The sequence below is a fragment of the Kitasatospora sp. NPDC057198 genome, from assembly GCF_042670125.1.
GTDB lineage: Bacteria > Actinomycetota > Actinomycetes > Streptomycetales > Streptomycetaceae > Kitasatospora.
Genome location: NZ_JBHUWH010000852.1, coordinates 1 through 1,482, shown reverse-complemented (window position 1 = coordinate 1,482; position 1,482 = coordinate 1). Strand labels below are relative to the sequence as shown.

Sequence of the window (1,482 nt, the reverse complement as noted above, 5' to 3'; positions counted from 1 at the left end):
GGGTTGTTGGCCCCTGGTAGAACATGGGTCGATGGGTATTCAGGAGCGTGACCGCAAGGTGTACCGGCCTCTGCGGCGGGCCGGCCTCGAGGTGATCCCCGACGCCGTGCCGGCGGGTACGATGCCGTTCGTCCGCGGATACGGTGCGGAGGACGTCGCCGGGGGCTTCTCGCACCGATACGACACCTCGCGGCTGGTCGAGCGGCTCAATGCGGACTGGTACGACCTGGCGGTCTCCGTGGGCCTTTTCGACCACCGGCGCGAGTTCCTCGTGCAGCTTCCGCAGGGCACCCGTTCGCACCGGGCCGCTTTGCAGCACCTGCACAGCGGCGACACTGCACCGGCGCTCTGGGCCCGGGTCCGGCTGCTGGATCGCTGGGACATCATGGGCCGAGGCGCGGCATCGGCGTTCCTCGGTGTGCACTCGGGCCACCCGGGCTTCGGCATGATGGCTCTGGACGGCAGCGTGTACGTCGAAGCCTCGACGGGCGAGACCGGCATCGACGTGCTCGTGGTACGTCACCCGGACCGCTCGAAGAACGTCCTGCGACACCTGGAGTGGATCACGCGTTACGACAGCCCCTATGCAAACCGCGAGGAAAAGCAGCGTGTCGCCGTCTGGCTCGCCAGCCGTGCAGGGGGCCTTCCGGGCCTCCGATGACGAGGTCCCGGACGGGCTGACTGATCACGTGCGGAGCCAGATGACGAGGGCAGCCGCGGTGACGGTGCCGAGGAAGACGTATCCGCGCTTGTCGTAACGGGTCGCGACGGCGCGGGAGTTCTTCAGCTTATTGATGGCCCTCTCCACGGTATTGCGTTTCTTGTACCGCTCCTCGTCGAAGCCCGGTGGTCGTCCGCCTCGCGATCCTTTCCGTAGGCGGGCGGCCTGGCTGTCGGTCTTCTCCGGGATCGTGTGTCGGATGCCGCGCCGCCGCAGGTACTGAAGGCAAGGGCCGTTGCTGTAGGCCTTGTCGGCCGCGACGCTGTCGGGCTTCTTGCGGGGTCTGCCAAGTCCGAGCCGGGGGACCCGGATCTTTTCCAGCACCGGCACGAACTGGGTGCAGTCGGCTCGCTGCCCGGGCGTGACGATCAGGGACAGGGGGCGACAGTGGCCGTCCGCGCTCAGGTGGATCTTGCTGGTGAAGCCGCCGCGCGAGCGGCCCAGGCCCTCACCTCCCGCACCACCTCCACCAGCCGGCCGACGAGGCTCTGCCACGGAGTCTCGTCCTGGTGTTCCAGCGTCTTCTCCCCCTTTGAGTCGGCGAGGGCCGGCGGTGGGTCGGTGCGGGCGCCGGCCGCGTGCTGGTGGGCGCGCACGATGGTGGAGTCCACCGAGATGTCCCAGTCGATCTCGCCTGCCGCATCGGCCGCGGCCTGGACCTGCTGCAGCAGACGTTCCCAAGTGCCGTCCGCTGACCAGAGTCGATGGCGCTCGTAGACCGTCTTCCACGGCCCGAACCGCTCCGGCAGATCGCGCCAGTG

General features: G+C 68.7%; 2 protein-coding genes. One reads left to right on the top strand and one right to left on the bottom strand.

Features of this window, described 5'->3' with window-relative positions; translation table 11 throughout:
• Positions 1 to 31: 31 nt before the first annotated feature.
• Positions 32 to 661, top strand: coding sequence for a hypothetical protein (locus ACFUEL_RS39635; RefSeq protein WP_380243069.1), 630 nt, complete (start codon positions 32 to 34; stop codon positions 659 to 661).
• Positions 662 to 685: 24 nt separating this feature from the next.
• On the opposite strand, the gene ACFUEL_RS39630 is transcribed toward ACFUEL_RS39635, so the two are convergent.
• Positions 686 to 1,482 (bottom strand): IS5 family transposase gene (locus ACFUEL_RS39630; protein WP_380243067.1). Its coding sequence is split into 2 segments (ribosomal slippage), with 798 coding nucleotides annotated over them: positions 686 to 1,269 and positions 1,269 to 1,482; the frame shifts between segments, so codons are not numbered across the junction. This gene is flagged as partial in the annotation.